This is a genomic window from Paenibacillus sp. 01T422 (genome assembly GCF_056398785.1).
The window spans coordinates 1-22,081 of sequence record NZ_JBFTQB010000002.1 but is presented as its reverse complement, the minus strand read 5'-3'; the positions used below and the strand labels follow the sequence as shown (position 1 = coordinate 22,081).

Sequence of the window (22,081 nt, the reverse complement as noted above, 5' to 3'; positions counted from 1 at the left end):
GCCATGGTGACTATTCAAAAATCCGACTAGTTTTGTTGTGAAATCCGTTATAGAGAGCATCACTTTCACCTTTCTTTAACAAAAAGAACCTCAAACATTCACTTAACAAGTAAATGTTTGAGGTTCTTTTCTCTAAACTTGGGATGTGCGTGCCACCCTCAAGATAAGCCCAGTTAACGTACCCTCATGAAAAAAGTGGTAAACTAGCCCACAATTCGCCGCAATATTTCCGGATAATCCGTAATAATCGCTGAGACACCGCAATCAATCATTCGTTTCATCTCTTCTTCCTCATTAACTGTCCAGACGATGACCTGTCTGCCACTGTTGCGAATCGCCATGACTTCCTCGCGCTCAACCATCGTATGATGCAACGAAACCGCTTCTACTTCCAATTCAAAATCCTCAATCAAACGAATTGGACGCAGCAGCTTAGCATCATAGACCAGACTAATTCGGGCTTCGGGTGCTAGTTGCTTGAGGTGGTATAACATACGATGATCATAGGAGGAAAAAATGACTGAGCTTAGGCGCCCGTATTCGCGCAGCAAGTCCACGACCTTCTGCTCTATGCGCTCGCCATAGCTTAGTTTCAGCTCCACATTTAAGTCGATTTCCTGCGGTACAAGCTCCAAGACCTCACGGAGTAAAGGAATGTGTTCTCCCGCATATTCATTAGAAAACCAGGCTCCCGCATCTGCTCGCTGAATTTCTGCTAGCGGCTGCTCGCCAAGCAATCCACGCAGATTCGTGGTCCGGTCCAGCATTTCATCGTGAAAGACGACAATTTCCCCATCCTGCGAAAGATGAATATCCAGCTCAATCGCATCGCATTGCTGCTGAAGCGCTAATCGAAAAGCAGCTAACGTATTCTCAGGCGCGTCCCCAGCCGCTCCTCGGTGTGCAATTACCATCGTTTTTTCCTTTTTCCAATTCATCTCAATTCCCCCTTGTTATTTAATTTATTTAATCCCTGAATGCATGAAGCTTTCCACAAACTGACGTTGGAACACGAAAAATGCTGTTAAAAGGGGCAAAATGACCAATACCGTAGCCGCCGTTACAGTTCCCCATTGCGCTCCCGTCTCAAACGATTGGGCAAAAATCGCAATCCCCACAGTCAACGGTCTCGTTTCAATCGAATTCGTTATAATGAGCGGCCACATGAAATCATTCCAGTGTGCACTGACGGAGATTAAGCCAAAGGCCAAATAGGTCGACTTCGCTGAAGGTAGATAGACGTGCCAGAGTATTTGCCACCAGCGACAGCCATCCATTTTCCCAGCCTCATCTAAGTCCATCGGAATTTGCTTAAACGTTTGCCTAAGAAGGAACACACTGAACGAAGATGCCCAATACGGAAGCATAATTGCCAATTTCGTGTCAACAAGACCCAGATCTTTCATGATCGTGTAGTTCGGAAAAATGAGAATATCAGGCGGAATCATAATTTGCACAAGAAAGAGCATGAACATAAGGCCTCGACCCGCGAAATTCAATCTAGCAAACGCATACGCAGCAAGGGTAGCGGTTATCAGCTGTGCGGCCAGAACGCCGACGACAATGATAATCGTATTTGAATAGTAGCGAAGAAAAGAAATGGTTTGCCAAGCCGTTTTATAATTATGAAAAGTTGGATGCTCAATGGCAAAGGGATTCATGCGGGTAATGATCTCACTGGATGGTGTAAACGAGGTGAAAACAGCCCAAATGAGCGGAACAGCAAAAACGATAGCCAGCAGCGCGATGACAAACCGGTTGGTGATCTTAACGACCATAACGCTGACCCCTTTCTAGTAATGAATACGTTTATCCAGAACTGCATAGTTAAAAATGGAAATACTCAGTAGAATAACGAGTAAAACGACGGTAAGAACCGAGGCTTTCCCCATATCCCAAAAGCTAAAAGCCGTCTCATAAATATGGTATAACAGCAAGTTACTAGCGTTATTCGGGCCACCTTTTGTCATCACATACAGGTGATCAACCAATTTGAACGAATTCGTCGTCGCGATAATCATAACGAATAGCGTTGTCGGCATTAAGAGTGGGAATGTGATCTTGCTGAAGGTTTGAAGAGGACGTGCCCCCTCCATTTCTGCAGCTTCATACACTTCCTTCGGTAAATTCTGCAAGCCAGCCAAATAAAAAATCATAAAAAAACCAGCTTCTTTCCAAATCACCATAAACATCATTGAAAATAAGACCCAATGCGGATCTCCTAGCCAATGCGGAGCCGGTACGCCAAACACGCTTAGAAACTTATCAAGCAAGCCATAACTTGGCGTATAAATAAACAACCATATATTTGCAATAGCAATCATCGGAATGACCGTCGGGTAGAAAAATAGCGCACGCAGTAAGCCAGTTCCTCTGAACTTATTATTGAGCCAAATGGCTACGTACATGGCTAGAAAAATACTCACAGGAACTGTACCAATCGCAAGCAGCACATTATTCTTCAAAACCTTCAAGAAAATATCATCTTGAAACACATGGGCATATTGATCTAATCCGACAAAAGTCTTGTCCGTGAAATCAGAGCTGTAGAAGCTCCAATATATCGATTTGAGGATAGGGTAGAACGTAAACACCCCTAAGAATAGAAGCGAGGGCAAGAGCAGCGCATAGGCGAAACCATTCAATTTCCAGTTAATCTTGCTTTTTGTACGAACTGCCGGTTGCATCGAAATCATTCCCTCTTTTCTCATTAACTCGTGAAAGCCAGCGGAAGGGAAGCGTTGGCTACTAACATGGAGTGAGCCTCCGTTAGCGTTAGCCAAACACTTCCCTCTCGTTTTCGCTATCAATCGCTGCTATTTTTGAAAGTTTTTCAAAATTTCATCCGCTTGCTGCTGAGATTTTTCCAATGCCTCTTTAGGCGTCATTGTTCCTAGCAACGCTGCTTGAATATTATCATTAAACAATTTTGTTACTTGACCATTCTGATAAGTGGAAAGCTCGCTGTCCGCATACTTCAGTTGATCCCTTGCCACAGCCGCTTGCGGGAAATCCTTGATGTAGTTTTTCAGCTTGTCTGTTTCGTACGCAGCCTTAGTTGTACCTACATAACCCGTATCAATCGACCATTGTGCAACACGATCAGGCTGTGTCAGGAATTGAATAAATTTGACTGATGCTGCTTTGTGGTCATCTGGAATATTCTTGAATACATACAGGTTGCCGCCGCCAGTTGGTGAACCGTACTTTTTATTAGCAGGCAAGAACGCTACGCCAAAGTTGAATTTCGCATCTGTTTTGACTTTTGTCAGGTTCCCTGTTGTGTGGTACATCATAGCCGTTTTGCCGCTAATGAAATCGGAAGGAACGGTTGCCCACTCGAGTGTACCTTCTGGCATCACTTTATCCTTACGTCCTAAATCCGTGTAAAATTGCAGAGCTTCCAGTACTTCTGGTTTGTTAAAGAACACTTGCTTACCATCAGGTGAAACAATATTCGTACCCGTTTGCAAGGAAAGTGCTTGCGTCATCCAGTACTGATAGCCAGTGCTGGGAATTTCAAGCCCCCACTGTGATTTATCGCTAGTTGTGAGCTTAGCCGCATATTCCTTAAGCTCTGTCCAATTCGCAGGCGCCTTTTCCGGATCAAGACCTGCTTTTTTAAATAAATCTTTGTTATAGTACAACACGATCGTACTGCGTTGGAAAGGTACGCTCCATACGGTATCTCCTGACTTCGTATTTCCCATAAAGGATTCATAGAAGCCGCCAAAATATTCCTTGGAGAAGCGAGGCGTCAAATCCTCAATGGCTTTCATGGAAATCAAGCTATATAGATCAGTTGAAAGCAGTACGGCCAAGTCAGGTGAATTACCCCCTTGTACAGCTGTTGCAACCTTAGTCATCGTATCTTGATAGCTGCCGCCATAGACAGGTTTTACTGTAATTGTCGGATTTTCTTTATGGAAATCGTCTGCCAACTGATCGATCAGCTTTGTAATTGGACCACCAACCGCAACTGGGAAATAGAATTGCAGTTCAACCGGCTTCGTGCTTGCAGTTGCTTGCGCGCTTGCCGTCGGTGCTGTAGCTGTCTTGGTTTCTGTGTTGCTCTCTCCCTTTGCGCAAGCTGTAGCAACCATCGTGATCATAAGTAATGAAACTAGTGCTTTTTTCATTTTCTTTTCCCCCTAAAGTTTAATAGATTTAATTTCGCTAAGCTGATTTAAAATATAATCAGGTTCAATACCTGTTTGTACAATGTCTTTCGTGGAATCTGCACCAGTAAGTACAAGCGCGGTGTACATGTCGTTCGTATTTCCGAATTGAATATCCGTTGTTAGTCTATCACCGACCATCAAGCATTGTGATGGCGGAATCTTCAGCAGTTCAAAAGCTTTCTGGGCGTAGTACGTAGAGGGCTTGCCGATCACACGGACGGTTTTCTGCAGGCTGGCCGTTTCCAGTGCTTTGACAAGTGACCATGTATCTGGAATTACCCCATCATCAATTGGACAAAATGGATCTGGATTTGCCGCAATCAGCTTAGCTCCATTTCGTAGGGCATTCACGCCTGCTGTTAGCTTCTCAAATGTAAACTGCCTGTCTAATCCGACAAGTACATGTGTTGCCTGCAGCGGCTCCTTCGTCGTCTTAACGCCATATTGCGCCAGTTCTTGTTCCATGGCTGCTTCACCTATCATAAGTACTTCGGCATCTGGCTCGTGCTCTTGAAAAAACTTCCCAGCTACACATAAAGCCGTGAGCACCTCATTCACCTCACAAGAAATGCCTAATTCGCTTAGCCTCATCTGCACGCTTTCCTTGGTCCGAATGGTTGTATTCGTAACGAACATCAGCGATTTATTTTGTTCACGCAGCCATTTCACCGTATGCAACACACTTGGCAAAAGCTTACTGCCCGAATAGATCGTGCCATCCAAATCGAATAAGTAGCCTTTAAATGAATGCAACTCCTTACTGCTTTTCCTTGCATGCTTTCGCTGAAAAGGCACGACGCCACTCTTGCTATCGTTGTTGCCACGCTCAGGAAATCTAGATGTTTCTGCCACAGCACTGCCTCGCTTTCAATAAAAATAACCCTTATCCAGAAAACACGAAAACAAGCCTTTTCAGAGTATAACGGGCATACTCCTGCTTATTTTCACATTTTCCTGGACAAGGGTTTTCTCCTGGTCTCGACCCAAAGTATCAGTTATTGTGATAATCTTAGTTCTACTATAAATGAAGATTGTAAACGGACAATTATCGACATTTGATAATTTTGTAAATCTAGTGTCGACTCCACATGCTCGGATCCCCGATGGAAATGTAATCTGCACCACTTTCGAGCGCTTCAACGATTTCTTTCTCGTGTCGAATTAGTCCCCCGACAATCAACGGCTGTTTAATCATGCTTTTCAATTCTTTGATCACTCTCGGCATTAAACCAGGCATTATCTCAACTTCATCTGGTTGTATGCTGTTGATCATGCGGACTGCCGTTTGCAGCGCAGCTGTATCAATAATAAAAATACGTTGAATGCTTTTAATACCAGCTTGTCTAGCTGCCGCAATGGAGTTGGATTTAGTCGTTACAATACCGTCCACTTTGAACTTTTCGGCTAAATACGCGACCGCATGTGCATCTCGGCCAAGTCCGCCTACCATCTCCAAGTGTACATACACCTGTTTGCCTGCTCGGTGAAGCTGTTCCATAATAGATTCCAAATTGCCAATGTGACCTGTCATTAAGTTAACTCGAGTTACATCACTTTCTAAAACCTTAGCGAGCTGATCGTCTTTCGTCACCGATGCTATAATTGGATATTTTCTCGACATGCGCTGTCACCCCTCTTAACCTTAACAAACATTTATTTGCTAAGTATTAACACCCCTCCGCCAATATCTCGGAGGGATGTTAAGCAATCAATTAATTAGAAAAGTTTAGGGCTTGCAGCATGCGGCTTAGCATCACAGCACTCTCCGCACGCGTACCTGTACTCAGCGGGGAAAAAGCATTACCGTCCCTGCCGTTAATAATTTGCAGTGTGGAGGCTGCTCGGATTGCATCCTTAGCCCACTCAGCAATATTCGCTTCGTCACTGAACGTGGCTGGGCTGTTTGGTTTCAGTTCTGCCTGGTAACCAGCGAATTGTAGGGCTCTGTCAATCATAACCGCCATTTCTTGTCGAGATATTGGCGCGTCTGGACGGAAAGTATGATCTTCATAGCCACCCACAAGACCAAATTCTACGGCGAGATTAACTGACGTCGCGAACCAATCGGAAGCTTTGACATCCTTAAAGCTTGCCGTTGTCGCTTTTGATGAAGTTAAGCCAAACGATCTCACCAACAAAGCGGCAAATTCCGCACGTGTCACTTGACGATCTGGTGCAAAACTCGATGCAGCAACACCTTGCACAATCCATTTATTCGCCATAACTTCTACAGTTTGTTTGGACCAATGATGTTCTAAATCCCCAAATGACACAGGGTTTGCTAGTAGTAGATACGTGCTGTTTGTGCGGCTGAAAATAACAACTTCATTGCCATGGATCAAGAATGGAACCGGATTATACACGGGTTTGCCATTAGCATCGTGCTCTTCGCGTACGGCAGCTAGGTTTTTGGTGTCCGCTGTGGAATCCAGCTTGATCGACCTTGAAATGAACGTTTTGAAGTTAGAAACTTCTGCGTCCTTCTCTTCTCCTGCCCCTACCGTAAGCGTAAATTCAACAGCTTGTTTAACATGTTTCCCGTTTGCAATGGCATCCGCAGCAGCTTTTTCATTATTTTTAATTTGAACAGTCAAGTTAAGCTTATCTTGTGAAACTCCCAGCTTCTCTGCCCAAGCTTGTAAATCAACAGCTGACAGGTTCAGCTCATAGGAACCAAGTTCGCTTTGAAGCAAGACTGTATGATTGCCTTCAGCTGACAACAACGTTTGGATAGCCCCTGGTGACAGAATTGCAATTGCTTGACCTTTTTGCTCACTCATTGGCACGTTTACGATCAGCTTACCGTTCGTTCCCGATTGTTCGATAGCCGCATGAATCATCGTATCTGTTACGGTGTACGCAGGATCCTTGATTACCGTGCCTGAGCCGGTGCCAGAACCTGAGCCGGAACCTGAGCCAGTACCTGTTCCTGGATCTGGATTCGTTCCTGGATCCGTTCCTGGATTCGTTCCTGGGTCAGTCCCTGGATCTGTCCCTGGATCTGTTCCTGGATCCGTTCCTGGATCTGTTCCTGGGTCAGTTCCTGGATCTGTTCCTGGGTCAGTTCCTGGATCTGTTCCTGGATCTGTTCCTGGATCTGTTCCTGGATCCGTTCCTGGATCCGTTCCTGGATCCGTTCCTGGATCTGTTCCTGGATCTGTTCCTGGATCTGTACTTCCAGAAACGCTCAGCGTAACTGGCTGTGTATACAAATCATATTTATTGCCGTCATTCATTGTGTAGGTGTATCGTAATAGCGCATGCGCTACGCCTGAGCTCTTGGCTGTAACCACATTGCCATTTACTTCAAAGGAACCTTGCCCATCCAACATAACAATCTCAGGTACGACAGTTGTCGTATCACCTTTGTAGGTTGTCACTTTTGCTTGAATCGGAAGTTGTTCCATATTCGCAAACTCATACGCCGACTTCTCTGGACGAATGGCTGCCATCATATCCGTCGCCCAGCTGGCATAATCGGTCGTTAATCCCCATGCACCATTTAAGAAAAATTGATTAAATGAAGGTCGATCATTCAGTGTCCAAGGTGAAATCAAAATGCCACGATGTTTAGCTGCTTCCATAAAGCTTTGCGAGATACCGCCATAACTATTATTAAATGTTGCATTTATAGGTTGAATGGAATTAAGCACAGTACGCATCATCCCTTTGATATTACTTCCCCCAGACAAGCTGGATAAGAGGCCTGAAGGCATAGTTGGCATCAAACTGTTCATACGTATGTTCTGTGCGGCAACGAAGGACATGTTATCGATGTCCGCTTCGGCATTTTTGGCTCGAACCAATTGTACGAAAGCATCAACGGCTGCCGGTGTGGATGTCTTGATTTCGTTCATGATCATTTTTCCACGTTGTTGAACGAGCTCAATTTGTTCTTCCAAAGTTGGAATCTTCACATCTGGATAGCCTGTCGGATGAGACTTATTCGCATTGAGAGCTTTAATTTCGGCCAATGTATAATTCTCGATATTGCCCGTGCCATTCGTCGTTCCAGCCAATTCACCATCATGATGAATGACGAGATAGCCATCTTTAGAGATGTAGACATCATTTTCAATAAAATCCGCCCCATAATCAAGCGCCAATCGATTACTTTCAATCGTATTCTCCGGCGCAGCCGACGGTATTCCACGATGTCCAATAACATATGGCTTACGGATCATCGTTTTGTTCTTGTTATATACGTTCAGTGCGGTGAAAGCCGCAGATGGCGCATCTGTCACGATACCGTTCACACCTGCCGTAATCAAGGTATGCATGGACAGATTTTTTCCGGCAGCGGCCGATTCATCTTTTGCCCATACCATGATCGTTCTCATTTGCAGATAGTCCGTATTATCTCTCGTCGCAGCCTTTTGTGGAACCACAGCAATATGCGCAAGGCTTGCATTGGTTGTCTGGCGGATTCCCATCAATTGTTCTTGGCTGAAACTCGTCATGGAGCTAAAATCTACAATTCCGCGAATAATTGGATAAGCTAATCTCGCTTTTTTAACCAAATCACCATTGCCAGACATCACGAATACGTCTTCGAGCCGATTATCCTTCAAATAAGTGATCAGGTTATCGACCGTTGCTTCATCCTTGACATAAAATGCCGGCATCGTCTTCGTCCCAAACGTATTTAAGACTGCTGCTAGATCTCCAATGACTACTTCTCCTGTTGGATTTGTTACTTTAAGTTCATTGTTCACGTGTAAAATAGCCGTGGCCGGTGTTGTAGCAACCGCCCATTTCGTCAAATCTGCCGCCTGGGTGACCTCAGTTACAATAGTAGAAGCCATTGCAATTTGGGTCGAAGGCTCTGCAACACTCGCATATCGATCCGTCACCGTGGGTGGAAGGGCATCCTGCTGCAGCGTTACCCGGATGTTATCCACCCTCATTTTGCTGCCATTCGCTTGCAAGCCAATTCGGCCCTTCGTATACAAACCTGCGTTATCTGAATCCACAACAACTTTGTCGTTAATCATTTCCAACACACGACTGTTGAATGCCTTTACTGTGTAGTGGTACATTTTGCTAGGATCTATGGCTTCCGTAAAAGCACCAGTATCCATAACGTTCCAAGCATTAGCTGGGGTTCTTTCAGCAAACTCTACACCATTTGCAGCGGCAGCATCTTTTCTGACCGCCATTTGGTAATACGGATAATCATTGTTTTGAATCCGATACATGATGGAATGCCATCTTGCTGTATCGTTTGCTTGCAAATGCGTCACATCAGCTTCGATTTTGTAATTTCCAAATATCCCTAGAAAGTCTGGCAAAAGCACACGTGAAGGATTGTCTGGTGAAGCCGCCGCATCCATTTCAAACCCACCGGCTTTAACAACGGCTTTGCTTGCTGTCGTTCCTTCTTTTCTGCTCCAGCCAGCTGGGAGTGTTCCATCCGTTAGCTGATCAAATTTCTCTTCGTAGAGCAAATACTCGCTGTCTGTTACTTCTTTCGCTACAACAAGCATAGATATCGAGATGTCATCTTTTTGGGCACTCAGGGTGTATACACCTTTTTGTAGAACGCTCAGACTGCCATTATTCACAACGACGGATGGACTGCTGGATGTCCAGGTTAATTCATTGCCTGTTAGTGTACCTGACGTAAAATCACTAAAGTCTGCTTTAAACGTGATTCCATTCAAGGGTAGAGGTTGATTCACAGTCGCCAGCATATAACCGCTATCGTGCTTCATCGAAATTACCTTCGCTGCTAATGCACTAGGGGTTACCGTTACTTCTTGCAAGTACTCAGCACTATCGTAAATCACTCTAATTGTAGCTTTACCTGCTTTAACTGGATAAAACGCATTGCCCGAGACCTTGATGATCGACTCATCTGAGGAGTAAACCTTGTATGTCTTACTGGCAATAGGTTCCCTATAACCATCAGAATAGTACACACTTCCTGTAACGCTGATAGGACCTGTCAATGCTTCCATTGAGCTAGGTACAACGAGGTCTAGCTGATCTGCCGTAATTCGCGTCACCTTCAAGTTGTCGAAAGAGACCTTGCTTTGATCCACTTGCAATCCTACCTTTCCTTTTTCCATAACGACCGCTGATGGCAGCGTTGTGTCCGTTACCATCGTATAGCTTGGATCTGACTTAGCTTTCATAAATTCCTTGACGTTATTGCCAAAAACKCGAACCTTCATCGAATAATCGGAATTCAAAGTCAGCGCTCTCCACATACCGGAAATTGGCGTTGGGGAGTACCAGTTGCCATCCGTTTTGCGATAAGCGAATTCATAGGTACCGTTTAGACGGACCGCCATTTGGTTATATGGCACTTTCCCTGAGGAAGGCACCCTAAACATCAATGATGCCCATCTTGCCGAATCCAGCACAGATTCAAATCTAATATCCGCTTCGACGGTATAGTTGTCCCATTGGACCGGAGCAACAATTCGCCCTTGTTTACCTGAGCTACTACCATTAAACGTCATGCGGCCATTGCCATACGTGTCCTGCACAACCGAGAACGAAGGACTTCCAGCGTTCACATCAGAAATCCATCCATAAGGAATTGTGCCATTCGGAGTTGCGTCAAAATTTTCCTCTAACAGCACGGGATTCACCGAAGCTGTAATCGGATTGCTATCAACTAAGTTAATCACACCGAAACCGGAGGTATCGTTCCAGAACGTACTTGACTGATACGCGCTCCAGTAGCTGTTTCTTTGCTGTGACGCGTCTGTCCCAAAGCGGTCCGTTACCCCAATTTCCAAGCCTAGCTTCTTCGTAAGCACAGGGTCCATATTCAACATATCCCATGGAATTGCTGTTTCTAGGGACCAGCCTGTTGACGTCTTCTGAATGGCTCTCAAAATCTTATTTGAATCCTTGCTACTTTGTCCGTTTGTTGCTGCACCAAAATGAAACTCTGGTGATGTGGAATCCGCCTGGTACACGAATCCGAGCTGCATATCATTTGCTGCATACGGGGTAGATTGGTGAATTGTTGGATCTAGGAAAAAATTGATGTTATCCTGATCGAACCAATTCCCTGATCCTCCAGCAGTCAGATTATCATCATCTGCCTTGACCCCTATGTATAGATACTTGTTGTCCCAAAGCATGCCGAATTTACTATCCTTGAACGTACCGTTGCCTATTTGTTTCGTTAAGCTTTGATTAATTGACCATAGTGATTCATCTAATTTCCCGTCAATTACTGGGGCATTAACCGTCTTACTCACATTTAATGAATTCCTAACGTCTTCTGCGGCATGAGCCTGCTGCTCAGGCAGAAGTCCAAACGGTGCAAAACTAGTAAGTAACGTAGCAATTAATAGAGGACTCAAAACCTTTTTATATGGTTTCATAGGATCAATCCTTTCTAATGCATATGGATAAATGGTATAAATCCCTTACAAAATCAAACATGAATTCCTACGGTTAACTCCTTCCCTGCGTTTTGGAGCGCACAAAAAACCCTTCACGCATACAAACGATACAGCTAGTTTTCACTAGCCAATCATTTGCTGCCTTGAAGGGTTTTCTCCTGGTCTCCTACCCCTGCCTATTCGGTTGTCCTATAAATAATACTAGCGACCGATTGTTTCTAATGTATTATCTATGGAATAAGAAATTGTAAAGTATCCTCATACCATGCTTATATTACATTTACTTAGTTATTAAAAGAAAAAACCCTTACCGAAGTAAGGGTTTCAAAGAAAAACTAGGGATGCGGTCGGGGGGATTTGAACCCCCACGCCTTGTGAGCGCCACCCCCTCAAGATGGTGTGTCTGCCGTTCCACCACGACCGCATAAGAGGATAATAAACTGACCCGTAGGGGACTCGAACCCCTGTTACCTCCGTGAAAGGGAGGTGTCTTAACCACTTGACCAACGGGCCACGAAAGTCATGAAGCTTGTGCAGCCCATTTTGACGACAATTGTTATTATAAAGGATCAAATCTCAATTGACAAGTGCAAAATCTGGATCACATCCGGGCAAATATGGTATGCTGAAACCAATTTAACCCAACCGAGGTGTTTGGTTTGTCATCCATGCTCATATATGAATCTACACATGCAACCGTCCACGAGGAAGAGGTTCGCGTCCCGACTTCAAGTGAAGCCGTTTGGGTGCGAATGGAGAACCCCTCGCCAGATGAAGTCAAACATGTCCTTGGCGATGTATTCAAGTGCCACCCGCTCCTCGTTGAGGACGCCATCAAGCTAAATCAACGACCGAAGATGGATACGTACAAGAATCACATCTTCCTGACCTTCTTCGCTGTATCCGAGGGGCTGGAGCCCCAGGAAATTGCGATTGTGATCGGCTCTAATTTTGTTATTACCGTGTACAAAGACAAGCTCCCTTTCATTGACCAGCTCTACCTCACATGCCAAGAAGTGCCTGAGCGAATCAGCCATCCTGGCGCAATTTTGCATGCCATCCTCGATCGCTGTGTGGACGATTATACCGTCATCGTGGAACATCTGGACGATCGCCTGGACAGTATGGAACAGTCCGTATATCTAAATCCATCGATTCGTATCGCACAGGATATTTTCCAGTTGAAAAGGATCATGCACCAGCTGCGCCGCGTCATAGTCGATGAACGAATTACCCTGGCATCTATTGCGCATCACTCCTTCCCCTACACGCGTGAAGAAGATGATGTCTACTTCATGGATATCATGGACCATATCTCGCGCGTCGTAGATTCGTTAGACATTTTTCGTGAATCGCTGACGGGGCTTCTTGAACTTCAGATGAGTATGAAATCCGATCGCATGAACGAAATTATGAAAACCTTGACGATTTTCAGCACGATTTTTCTGCCGCTAACCTTCATTGTCGGTGTCTACGGCATGAATTTCAAAATCATTCCCGAGCTGGACTGGAGCTATGGCTACCTATATGTCTGGATTCTGATGGTTGGCATCGGCTTATTAATGTGGTACTTTTTCAAACGCAAACATTGGTTCTAATGATTATGAATAACGGAAGTCAATCTTTGACAATCTGACTAAGTATGCCTCCCAGGCTCCTTAGCGGAACTATGGGACGCTATTTAGGAGAAAAGCATGGATTTGGATGCTGAGAGGAACTACGGGATCTTATTTCAGCAAAATGGTTACATTTCTTCCCAAAAGGCCGAAATAGCGTCCCACAGTTCCCTTTCATACGCTAAAAGGTTAATTTCGCTGAAATAGCGTCCTTATGTTTCCTTATCTGTTTGCGAGGCGAGGTGAGGTGAGGTGAGGCACATAACCGGATAAGCCCTGCATTTTCGCAAAAAAAATAAGCCCAAACGGCGTAAACGCCATCTGAGCTTATTTCCGAAATCCATACGGAGAGAGAGGGATTCGAACCCTCGCACCGCTTACGCAGTCTAACCCCTTAGCAGAGGGTCCCCTTATAGCCACTTGGGTATCTCTCCAAAGATATGGCTCCCCGAACAGGACTCGAACCTGTGACAACTCGATTAACAGTCGAGTGCTCTACCAACTGAGCTATCAGGGAATGAATAAGTTTAATTCTATTATGAAGGCGTTGTTAAGTCAAGTGTATACGATTTCAATTTTCCCTTACACTTTCCACAGGCATACTTGCGGACGTCCACTTTTCGCTTTCGGAAATACTCCGTTTTGCAATTGACGCATTCCAGTCTGTATTTATAAGCCCTTTTCTGACGTGCTTGCGGCAGCGATTGGCAGAAGCGGGAGCCCCCAACCTGCGCCAGCAGCGACTTGAAATCATGATCGCGATGCTTATAACCTCGTTTTAATATATGTAAATGATAATGGCAAAGTTCATGCTTAATGATTTTCTCAATTTCCTCACGGCCAAACGTCTCCCACTGCATCCAAGAGATTTCAATATCATGGGATTTGGTAAAATAGCGCCCACCCGTCGACCTCAATCTTCGGTTAAAACGCGCCTGATGAACAAACGGCCTTCCAAACGATGCCAAAGAAATCTGCTCAATCCACTCCTGTAGTTCCCGATCCTCCATCCCCTACGCTCCTTGAGTTTTCATTAGAAACTTTCATCGTAAGCACTGCTTAGACAAGTTCTCACTTGAATTTGTACCGTATGTACGGCTATACTGTCAAGTAGAAAAGAAAGAACGAAAGCTTTATACAGAGAGGATTTGACCAATCAAATGCCACAAATGCGATATGCCATTCTCAAGCTCGACCAGCAAGTAGAATTTGTTGCTATGCCATCTTCCTATTCCTATCAACTAACAGCGCTGAATCAAAGATTGCACAAAGAATTAGATAAACTGACTGCCGACGATGTCCCTCAGCTTCCTAGGGTAATTGCAGAATGTGATGACCTGGAGCTAATCGGAACAACGTATACGCTCATTCAAGGACTAGAGTATATCAATCGTTTGGAGAAATCCTTTGCCGGCATTCAAGAGAAATCCTACCCGCTGATCTCGCTGCTAACTGAAATCCGTGCGCTTCAAGCGCAGCTGGAACAGTGGTACGAAGAGGAATTTGAAGGTTAATGTCAAAAGGACCTGCACCCAACTCCTTTTTCCTTCATATGCTATAAGTACATGGCGAAGAAGGGGATGGGCATATGCCGCAATGGCTCTGTAATCAATTAATGCGGGCCTTCCAGAACAAAAACCGCAGACAAATCCGATTGCTGAATGATAGCTGGTACTTTTACCGCACCCGCCGCTCACAAGAAGAGTGGCCTGACACCCAATCGACGGACGGACCGGGCAAACGTAAATTCTGATAAAAGGGCTAGTACTTGTTGGAGACAGGTGCTGGCTTTTTTGCCGTAACCGGTACATAGAAGCAGCAATTATAAATTGAAAAATATGTTGCATATTTGAAATGAGCCCACTATACTGTAAATAAATGTAATAGTCCGCCCGAGTGAAGCACACTTGATCCAGCAGAGTAATCTGCGGGTCAGTGTGTTTTTTTGTTATCTAAACATGTATAAAGGGAGCTGAAGATCTGTGGTTTTACGTCGTAGAACGAAAAAAGGTCAAGGAGACAACGTGTATCTCCTGCATGAAAGGAGGTCATCTTATTCCGTACCTAACAACCCAACCTCCTACGCGCCCTTTCTGTGGGAGTTAAGGAAGCTAGTTATTCTGGGCGTTGCGAGGCGCTGTAATGGCCAGATTCGCATCCAGGACATCGCTGCCGAATGTAATGTCCCTTTTCGCATAGCCGCCGAGTGGCTGGCCCGTTTGGCGCATGAGGACATGCTCATTGCGGTCGTTAGCCAACAAAACTCCGTTGTATATTCAGTGAAGGAGGTGGGACACCCTCCACAATGAGGATTCATCTCAAATTTCGGGTTGGAGAGGATGATGTGGACACCATCAAGCAATTACATGATGAAAGGATGATGTGGGAAAAATATTAAAAAAAAGCAGCCGGCAGCTCATCGCCGCCAACTGCTATCTATTTGCTTATTGCTGTGGTTTCTTCATGGTTAAGCCAACGCGACCTTTTTTCTGATCCACGTTCAGCACCCATACTTGGACAATGTCTCCAACGGAAACAACATCCATTGGATGTTTCACGAAGCCATTCTTGAGCTGGGAGATATGCACCAGCCCATCGTTCTTAATGCCGATATCGACGAAAGCGCCGAAGTCGATGACATTGCGTACCGTGCCGGTCAATTCCATGCCCGGCACAAGGTCCTCCAGCTGCAGCACGTCAGTGCGGAAGATCGGCGCGGGGACTTCTTCCCGCGGATCCCGCCCAGGACGCTGCAGGCTGTCCAGGATGTCCCGCAGCGTCGGGACACCAACGCCCAGCTTCGGAGCCATCTCCTCAGGCTCCAGCGTTTGCAGCAGCGATAGAAGCTGCTGCGAGCCCAGCTGCGCCAGTTCCAGGCGCAGCTCCTTGAACAGCCGATCCACGACGTCGTAAGACTCCGGATGGATCGGGGTGTTGTCCAGCGGGTTCCCGCCGCCGGGAATCCGCATGAACCCGACACACTGTTCGAAGGTTTTCGCGCCAAGACGCGGAACCTTCGACAGCTCCTGTCGGGAGCTGAACTTGCCGTTCTCCTCGCGATACTTGACGATGTTTTTGGCCAGTGTCGCGTTCACGCCCGACACGTACGAGAGCAAAGACGGGGACGCCGTGTTCAAGTCCACGCCGACATGGTTAACGGCCGACTCTACGACGGCCTTCAAGTTCTCATCCAGACGTTTCTGCGAAACGTCATGCTGATACTGCCCGACGCCGATGGCCTTCGGCTCGATCTTTACAAGCTCCGCGAGCGGGTCTTGCAGCCTCCGCGCGATCGAGATCGCGCTGCGCTCGGCGACGTCGAGCTCAGGGAACTCCGTCTGCGCCAGCTTCGACGCGGAGTACACGCTCGCCCCCGCTTCGCTGACGATYAAGTACTTGAGCTTCTGCTCCTTGATCTCGGCAATCAGCTCCGCAACAAACTGCTCCGTTTCACGGGAAGCCGTTCCATTCCCAATGACGATCAGCTCTACGCCGTGTTTGCTGATCAATTGCTTGAACTTCGCCTTGGCTTCCGCCACCTTATTATTCGGAGGTGTTGGGTACGTCACGGCGATTTCAAGCATTTTCCCGGTGTCGTCGATGACGGCCAGCTTGCAGCCTGTCCGGTAAGCGGGATCGACACCGAGCACAACGTGCCCTTTGACGGGCGCTTGGAGCAGCAGATTACGTAGATTTTCTGCGAAAATCTTAATCGCTTGCTCCTCGCCCATCTCTGTCATTTCTCCGCGCACTTCACGCTCGATGGACGGTGCGATTAGACGCTTGTAAGCATCTTCGACAATCGTACGAAGCACATCTTGTACAATGGATTGCCCTTTTATAATCTGCCTAGCTATATAATCATGAATTTTATCAACCGCAACAACCAAGTTGACCTTAAGAATTTCCTCGCGCTCACCGCGATTGATGGCAAGAATACGGTGAGGTGGGAGACGCTTCACCGGCTCCTGATAAGCGTAGTACATCTCATAGACGGACTCAGTCTTTGCATCTTTTGCCTCTGTATGTAGAATCCCTTGATCCTGCGTGTATCTACGCACCCAGGCTCTGATCTTGGCGTCGTCCGCCATGTTCTCCGCTAAGATGTCCATCGCGCCCTGGATGGCGTCAGCAGCGCTTCCAACTTGCTTCTCAGCGTTTATGTAGCGTTCCGCTTCTTGCTCGAGCGAGCCCTGTCTAGGCTGCTTCCAGATCCACTCCGCTAGCGGCTCAAGACCGCGCTCTTTGGCTACGCTTGCTCTCGTCTTCCGCTTTTGACGATACGGTCTGTACAGATCTTCGATTTCTTGCAGCTTTGCAGCGCCTTCAATCGATTTGCGCAGATCAATCGTCAGCTTCCCCTGTTCGTCGATCAAACGTACGACCTCCAGCTTGCGATCCTCGAGGTTGCGTAAGTACTGCAAACGCTCCTCGATGTCTCGCAGCTGGTTTTCATCCAGCTCACCCGTCATTTCTTTCCGGTACCGAGCGATAAAAGGAATCGTATTCCCCTCATCCAGCAGCCCCATCGTCGTTTTCACTTTACCTGTTGGCAGCTGCAGCTCAGCGGAGATCTGCTTTAAGATTCGTTCTTGGATCTCCGCTTTCTTCTCTTCAGAGAGGACGACCTTTTCCTTTGGCTCTTCCTCGTATTTGTTCTTAGCTCCCTTGCTTCCCGGCTGCTCTTCTTCCGCTGCGCTTTTCACACCGGTATTCCCGGATGCTTCACCCGCTGTGTGGAACCATTTGTTCATCATCGTATCCAATATCGTCACTGTCATTCCCCACTTCTACATGAATTGAAGTATGTATGCAAACCAAAAAACGAGGGAATCACTTACCCTCGTCCGTTCCTGATCCTATTCAAAATTCTATCAGTCCCACGCTAATTTGCAAAGCGTCGTCAACCTTTCGCATCGTCTCTTCGTCCAAATGCGTAATTTTGTCCGTAAGCCGTTGCTTGTCGATCGTTCTGATTTGTTCAAGCAGAATCACCGAATCTCGATCGAAACCGTGCGTCTCCGCATCGATTTCCACATGCGTGGGAAGCTTAGCCTTCTGGATTTGAGCTGTAATCGCTGCAACAATCACGGTGGGGCTAAAGCGGTTGCCGATATCATTTTGGATCACTAGAACAGGACGAACTCCTCCCTGCTCCGACCCTACTACCGGCGAAAGATCTGCGAAAAATACATCGCCACGTTTCACAATCACTGCTTACACCCCGCTTACTAAGCGATCAAGCGTACCGTCCGCTTCTTCCTCCGCTTGAAAAGCTTCAGATGCCATGCTGAGATTTATTTTTGCCATCTCCATATAYCCACGCTGCATGGATTCGCGTAGACTGCGCTTTTTGCGTTCAATTAAATACAGCTTCATTGCCTGGCGAATAAATTCGCTGCGATTGGAGTTCTCCTTCTCGACAATGCCGTCCACTTCTTGCAACAGATTGTCAGGCAAGCTAATCATGATCCTTTTCGTATTATGCGCATTACTCACACTCTCGCACCCCCAGAAACGATACAAAGACAATATTACCAGTATGTCAATTTGAAAACCAAATTATACAATAGATATATGCACCCAGTATATCAAATATGTTACACCTATGGATATAAGATTCTACATTACGTATTCGATAGCCTACTCTAAAATTCCTCTATAGGAAGGATACTTTTTAAATGGTAAATTCAGCAAGTTAGATTTGACCAAGGTCTAGTAACGATGACGCATCAGCGGATTAATGGCATCCACTCGTTCACCACCGCGCACATATACACGTGCGACCCGATGTGAAATCATACAAATCACTTCATAATTAACCGTACCAAGCTGGCGAGCAATATCTTCGGCCGTAATTCGTTCTCCATCCTGCTCCCCAATCAACACAACCTCATCCAGAGACTGGACATCCTTAACATCAGACACGTTGATCATACATTGGTCCATACAARTTCGGCCGACTACCTGCACTCTTTTGCCACGAACCAGAACCTCTGCCTTACCCGACAGCATTCGTGAATACCCATCTGCATACCCAATTGGCAGCGTCCCGATCTGCTCCTCGTCCTTCGTATGATAGATCGTTCCGTAGCTGATACCGGAGTCAGGTGGTAATGTTTTGAGATGGACGATGCCTGTTTTGAGACTGAGCACAGGTTTTAACTCAATTTTCGTTTGATCCACATCTTCAGAAGGATATAGCCCATACATCGAGATGCCGAGCCTTACCATCGAATAAGTGAGACCAGGCAAATCAATAGCCGCTGCGCTGTTGCCCGCATGTATATACGGAAATGATACACCTTTATCCGTAAAATAGCTCACAATCCGCTCAAAACGGCGATACTGCTCCAGCGTATAGCTTTTGTCCACTTCATCTGCATTCGCGTAATGCGTGAACAATCCTTCAACTTCCACATTCGGCAGCGTCAACGCTTGCTCAATGAAAGGAATTGCATCCGCTTCCGTATGCAAACCAAGACGGCCCATGCCAGTATCTAGTTTAATATGAATTTTCAGCTTCTTCTTATGCTGCTGCGCCTGCAGCTCCTTGAGGACATCATGACTATAGACCGCTATTGTAACATCGAGCTCTCGTGCCCGCTCGACTCCCTCTGGAGGCGTATAACCTAGAACCAGAATAGGTGCAATAATTCCTGCATTCCTTAGCTCCAGCGCTTCATCAAAAAACGCCACACCCAAGTAATCCACACCTGCGGCTATAGCCTCTTTGGATACTTCTACAGCCCCGTGTCCGTACGCATCCGCTTTAACGACTGCCATCTGCTTCATTCCTGCCGGCAGTATCTTCTGAAAACCTTCAATGTTGCTTCGCAGAGCATCTAACGAAATTTCAACCCACGTGGGACGATAAAAAGCATCCACCAGCGTTCACCTCTTTTTCCAAATGCAAAGGACAAGGGAAGGCCCGCTCCATGTGAGCAGCAGGACTCCCCCTCCAATAATTCCAAACCCGTTAGGACCGATAAACCTATGTTAAACCGAGTCACGAAACACTGTCAACCGTCCTTGAGACTTAAATAAGGCAAAATCGCGTCATATCCAAACAACGCTTTTCATGAGCATGTTTGTTCGCATGTCCATCTCCGATTGGAAATCGGCTGAAGGCTACTCCCCTCGTACATTTGCAGCACATCGTGCTCTTTTACGTAATATATGATTCTACAATGCGTTTACCTCTCTATTGGCACACTTTCCCACATTAATTTTCTCTGATAATCGCCTGAGAAGCCGTTTTTTAGAGGTCAAGCCTGTGCTTTTCTGCATAAAAATGACAAAAGACCTGCTCCTAAGAGCAGATCTTTATTGATTATTTACCGGATTGGCCTTCCGTTGCCATCGCCACTTTAATCATTTCATTCGTCGGCAAATCGCCCGTCGTTAATCTGAACTCTACACCGTCATTCGTCCAAGTGAGCGTCTTCTTATCTTCCCCTGTGAGAACCCCAATCGTGAAGCCGAGATCCACAATATCACCTGGCTGCAAAGACACCGACTTCGCCTGAGGTCTAACCTCAACCATGCTGAAGTTGTACTTCCCTTTGTATCTCAAAAGGACAGCCGCGTCTTCGCCCAGTTTCATATCCGTAATATCCTGTTTCACGACATCCTTAGGCAGATAACTCGGCTCAATGATACCGATACTTTGCGGTTTGCTTGCCACGGCATTCGGCTTCGTTGCATCCGTTTTGGTGCCTGTGGCAGCTTGATCAGACTGCCCGCCTGTTGCGGACAGGTTTTTGTCCGTTACACTAGCCGCAGGATGGTCAGCATCCGTTACCTTAACATTGGACATCGTCGGCAATGTCTGCATGTTCCAGCTTGTCATGTTGCGTTCCATTTGGAAGAAATCCTTATCAAACTTCGCATCGAATTCGAATTTCGTGAAATTCACCTGCACCATCACATTTTGGTTCGCATCCGACACTTGAACCTGCATAGGTGCCAATGTCTTTTTATTCAGCCAAATTTTCTGGCGAGACAGCTGCTCATTCTGATAATTCGCCGCAACGTCGAACACATACGTATCATTGTCCGTTGTAAACTGGCGATCCTTGTCCGCGATAATACTTCTCGCTAGAGATTGGAACAAGTACACCTGTCCTTGATTCTCCGGCCAATCGCTTTGGAAACGGAAACTTTTCTTCAGATGCGGCGTTAGCACGAACACGCCCTCTTCATTGCGCAGCACAATTTGCGTTACATCCTTCGATGCGTTGGTCAGCGAAATCCGGTAGAAATGTTCCGGCGAATACGCCACCTCCACCTGGTATTCCTGCGGTTGTGACCCTGTGTGCAAAATCATGCTGCCTGAAGCCTGATAGCTATCCGCTTTGCTGATCACATGATCCAAATCCTTTACGATAGATCCTGCATCTTTCTTGCCTATCCCGCATCCTGCGAGAACCAATGCTAAGCACATCACCACTGCTACCATCCATGTGACCCGGCGCATTCGATCATCCCCTCACTCATGATTAACATCAACATAGTACATGCATATGAGGGGACTTGGCCGATTATGCAGCCAAGCTACCGGCTTGGACCGATTTTGGCAAAAAAAATAAGACTAGCTCCGGATTCGTCTAATCTTACTCCTTTATTTCACTAATTTAAGTGTACGAATACTGGCTGCATGTTCCATCATCGTCACAGCAATTCCTGCAATTTGCTCGCTTTGCTGCACTTGAACTTGTTTGATTTCTTGTAGCGTGTCTTCTACTTTTGACATTCTGTTCTCAAGATTCCCCATACGGTCTTCCATACCACCCATTCGGGTTTCCAAACTACCCATGCGATCTTCTAGATTCCCCATGCGTCTGTCCATACTGTCAACTCTGTCTTTAATGGCTTTAACATCCGCGCCAATCTCATTAATTCTACCGAGCATGGC

Annotated in this window: 18 protein-coding genes and 4 tRNA genes; 3 read left to right on the top strand and 19 right to left on the bottom strand. The window is 46.2% G+C overall.

Features of this window, described 5'->3' with window-relative positions; translation table 11 throughout:
- Positions 1-203 precede the first annotated feature (203 nt).
- The 9 genes from AC1DUA_RS00290 to AC1DUA_RS00250 all read right to left on the bottom strand — a co-directional run bounded on the left by AC1DUA_RS00290 (position 204) and on the right by AC1DUA_RS00250 (position 12,061).
- Positions 204-938 (bottom strand): glycerophosphodiester phosphodiesterase, encoded by a 735-nt coding sequence (locus tag AC1DUA_RS00290; RefSeq protein WP_477497815.1) that lies wholly within the window; start codon positions 936-938, stop codon positions 204-206.
- A 24-nt stretch (positions 939-962) separates the two neighbouring features.
- Positions 963-1,778 carry a carbohydrate ABC transporter permease gene (locus tag AC1DUA_RS00285; RefSeq protein ID WP_477497814.1) on the bottom strand — a complete coding sequence of 272 codons (816 nt, stop codon included), beginning with the start codon at positions 1,776-1,778 and terminating at the stop codon, positions 963-965.
- 15 nt (positions 1,779-1,793) lie between these two features.
- The gene (locus tag AC1DUA_RS00280; RefSeq protein ID WP_477497813.1) at positions 1,794-2,696 is read right to left on the bottom strand and encodes a carbohydrate ABC transporter permease; all 903 of its coding nucleotides are present in this window, start codon (positions 2,694-2,696) and stop codon (positions 1,794-1,796) included.
- A gap of 120 nt (positions 2,697-2,816) precedes the next feature.
- Positions 2,817-4,139, bottom strand: coding sequence for an ABC transporter substrate-binding protein (locus AC1DUA_RS00275; protein ID WP_477497812.1), 1,323 nt, complete (start codon positions 4,137-4,139; stop codon positions 2,817-2,819).
- 12 nt (positions 4,140-4,151) lie between these two features.
- Positions 4,152-5,033 carry an HAD-IIA family hydrolase gene (locus tag AC1DUA_RS00270; protein ID WP_477497811.1) on the bottom strand — a complete coding sequence of 294 codons (882 nt, stop codon included), beginning with the start codon at positions 5,031-5,033 and terminating at the stop codon, positions 4,152-4,154.
- A gap of 220 nt (positions 5,034-5,253) precedes the next feature.
- Complete coding sequence (locus tag AC1DUA_RS00265; RefSeq protein WP_477497810.1) at positions 5,254-5,802, bottom strand: glycerol-3-phosphate responsive antiterminator; 549 nt, start codon at positions 5,800-5,802, stop codon at positions 5,254-5,256.
- Positions 5,803-5,893: 91 nt separating this feature from the next.
- Complete coding sequence (locus tag AC1DUA_RS00260; protein ID WP_477497809.1) at positions 5,894-11,527, bottom strand: glycerophosphodiester phosphodiesterase family protein; 5,634 nt, start codon at positions 11,525-11,527, stop codon at positions 5,894-5,896.
- Between the two features lie 363 nt (positions 11,528-11,890).
- Positions 11,891-11,972, bottom strand: a tRNA-Leu gene (locus tag AC1DUA_RS00255).
- 17 nt (positions 11,973-11,989) lie between these two features.
- Positions 11,990-12,061 (bottom strand) — tRNA-Glu (locus AC1DUA_RS00250).
- 155 nt (positions 12,062-12,216) lie between these two features.
- Between AC1DUA_RS00250 and corA the strand changes: the two genes are divergently transcribed.
- Positions 12,217-13,146 (top strand): magnesium/cobalt transporter CorA, encoded by a 930-nt coding sequence (gene corA / locus AC1DUA_RS00245; protein WP_477497808.1) that lies wholly within the window; start codon positions 12,217-12,219, stop codon positions 13,144-13,146.
- A 363-nt stretch (positions 13,147-13,509) separates the two neighbouring features.
- Here corA and AC1DUA_RS00240 read toward each other — a convergent pair.
- The 3 genes from AC1DUA_RS00240 to AC1DUA_RS00230 all read right to left on the bottom strand — a co-directional run bounded on the left by AC1DUA_RS00240 (position 13,510) and on the right by AC1DUA_RS00230 (position 14,174).
- Positions 13,510-13,598, bottom strand: a tRNA-Ser gene (locus tag AC1DUA_RS00240).
- A 7-nt stretch (positions 13,599-13,605) separates the two neighbouring features.
- Positions 13,606-13,681, bottom strand: a tRNA-Asn gene (locus AC1DUA_RS00235).
- Positions 13,682-13,700: 19 nt separating this feature from the next.
- Positions 13,701-14,174 carry a SprT family protein gene (locus AC1DUA_RS00230; protein ID WP_477497807.1) on the bottom strand — a complete coding sequence of 158 codons (474 nt, stop codon included), beginning with the start codon at positions 14,172-14,174 and terminating at the stop codon, positions 13,701-13,703.
- 150 nt (positions 14,175-14,324) lie between these two features.
- Here AC1DUA_RS00230 and AC1DUA_RS00225 point away from each other — a divergent pair, with 150 nt between their 5' ends.
- On the top strand, positions 14,325-14,678 hold the full coding sequence (locus tag AC1DUA_RS00225; RefSeq protein WP_477497806.1) for a hydrolase/acyltransferase: 354 nt from the start codon (positions 14,325-14,327) through the stop codon (positions 14,676-14,678).
- 74 nt (positions 14,679-14,752) lie between these two features.
- Positions 14,753-14,917 (top strand): cortex morphogenetic protein CmpA, encoded by a 165-nt coding sequence (cmpA, locus tag AC1DUA_RS00220; RefSeq protein ID WP_090818813.1) that lies wholly within the window; start codon positions 14,753-14,755, stop codon positions 14,915-14,917.
- A 358-nt stretch (positions 14,918-15,275) separates the two neighbouring features.
- Here the strand turns inward: cmpA and AC1DUA_RS00215 are convergent, their stop codons facing one another.
- The 7 genes from AC1DUA_RS00215 to AC1DUA_RS00185 all read right to left on the bottom strand — a co-directional run.
- Complete coding sequence (locus AC1DUA_RS00215) at positions 15,276-15,422, bottom strand: hypothetical protein (RefSeq protein ID WP_477497805.1); 147 nt, start codon at positions 15,420-15,422, stop codon at positions 15,276-15,278.
- A 186-nt stretch (positions 15,423-15,608) separates the two neighbouring features.
- Complete coding sequence (locus AC1DUA_RS00210) at positions 15,609-17,918, bottom strand: Tex family protein (RefSeq protein WP_477497821.1); 2,310 nt, start codon at positions 17,916-17,918, stop codon at positions 15,609-15,611.
- 109 nt (positions 17,919-18,027) lie between these two features.
- Positions 18,028-18,378 carry a type II toxin-antitoxin system PemK/MazF family toxin gene (locus AC1DUA_RS00205; protein ID WP_028553893.1) on the bottom strand — a complete coding sequence of 117 codons (351 nt, stop codon included), beginning with the start codon at positions 18,376-18,378 and terminating at the stop codon, positions 18,028-18,030.
- A 3-nt stretch (positions 18,379-18,381) separates the two neighbouring features.
- Positions 18,382-18,663 (bottom strand): CopG family ribbon-helix-helix protein, encoded by a 282-nt coding sequence (locus AC1DUA_RS00200; RefSeq protein WP_028553892.1) that lies wholly within the window; start codon positions 18,661-18,663, stop codon positions 18,382-18,384.
- Between the two features lie 216 nt (positions 18,664-18,879).
- On the bottom strand, positions 18,880-20,052 hold the full coding sequence (gene alr, locus AC1DUA_RS00195; RefSeq protein WP_477497804.1) for an alanine racemase: 1,173 nt from the start codon (positions 20,050-20,052) through the stop codon (positions 18,880-18,882).
- Positions 20,053-20,497: 445 nt separating this feature from the next.
- Positions 20,498-21,643, bottom strand: a complete 1,146-nt coding sequence (locus AC1DUA_RS00190; protein WP_477497803.1) for an outer membrane lipoprotein-sorting protein — start codon at positions 21,641-21,643, stop codon at positions 20,498-20,500.
- Positions 21,644-21,787: 144 nt separating this feature from the next.
- The coding region (locus AC1DUA_RS00185) for a hypothetical protein (RefSeq protein WP_477497802.1) at positions 21,788-22,081 on the bottom strand (294 nt) is incomplete at its 5' end.

Excerpts from the sequence above, each read along its gene's own strand:
- AC1DUA_RS00290 (WP_477497815.1), bottom strand. The coding sequence starts at position 938 with ATGAATTGGAAAAAGGAAAAAACGATGGTAATTGCACACCGAGGAGCG.
- AC1DUA_RS00285 (WP_477497814.1), bottom strand. The coding sequence starts at position 1,778 with ATGGTCGTTAAGATCACCAACCGGTTTGTCATCGCGCTGCTGGCTATC.
- AC1DUA_RS00280 (WP_477497813.1), bottom strand. The coding sequence starts at position 2,696 with ATGATTTCGATGCAACCGGCAGTTCGTACAAAAAGCAAGATTAACTGG.
- AC1DUA_RS00275 (WP_477497812.1), bottom strand. The coding sequence starts at position 4,139 with ATGAAAAAAGCACTAGTTTCATTACTTATGATCACGATGGTTGCTACA.
- AC1DUA_RS00265 (WP_477497810.1), bottom strand. The coding sequence starts at position 5,802 with ATGTCGAGAAAATATCCAATTATAGCATCGGTGACGAAAGACGATCAG.
- corA (WP_477497808.1), top strand. The coding sequence starts at position 12,217 with ATGCTCATATATGAATCTACACATGCAACCGTCCACGAGGAAGAGGTT.
- AC1DUA_RS00230 (WP_477497807.1), bottom strand. The coding sequence starts at position 14,174 with ATGGAGGATCGGGAACTACAGGAGTGGATTGAGCAGATTTCTTTGGCA.
- AC1DUA_RS00225 (WP_477497806.1), top strand. The coding sequence starts at position 14,325 with ATGCCACAAATGCGATATGCCATTCTCAAGCTCGACCAGCAAGTAGAA.
- cmpA (WP_090818813.1), top strand. The coding sequence starts at position 14,753 with ATGCCGCAATGGCTCTGTAATCAATTAATGCGGGCCTTCCAGAACAAA.
- AC1DUA_RS00190 (WP_477497803.1), bottom strand. The coding sequence starts at position 21,643 with ATGCGCCGGGTCACATGGATGGTAGCAGTGGTGATGTGCTTAGCATTG.